Annotated in this window: 1 protein-coding gene; it reads left to right on the top strand. The window is 66.2% G+C overall.

Features of this window, described 5'->3' with window-relative positions; all coding sequences use genetic code 11:
• Positions 1 to 75: 75 nt before the first annotated feature.
• Positions 76 to 266 (top strand): helix-turn-helix domain-containing protein (locus WDW90_RS41300; protein WP_336493067.1); only part of this gene is annotated, 191 nt, incomplete at its 3' end.

The raw sequence follows: 266 nt of genomic DNA, 5'->3' as shown, positions 1-266 counted from the left end.
CGCTGGCTCACCCTGATGGAACTGAGCCGGGCGCGGGAATGGCTGGTGAACGACAGCCGACCAGCGGACAGGCGCTTGGCCCACCACTTCTGCGAGCTTCTGGTCTGCCTGCAGGTGGTGGGTCTTGCTGACGCGAACAGCTTCGAGCTGGCGCTCTCGCAGACGGATCTGGCGGACGCGCTCGGCATTTCGCAGGTCCACATCAACCGCGTGCTGCAGGCGTTACGGGCGAGCGACCTGGTCGTCTGGAGCAAGCACCGCCTGAC

The sequence above is a fragment of the Methylobacterium nigriterrae genome (assembly GCF_037106235.1).
GTDB classification, from domain to species: domain Bacteria; phylum Pseudomonadota; class Alphaproteobacteria; order Rhizobiales; family Beijerinckiaceae; genus Methylobacterium; species Methylobacterium nigriterrae.
Note: the sequence above shows the minus strand (reverse complement) of the source record. Positions and strands in the feature narration are given on the sequence as shown.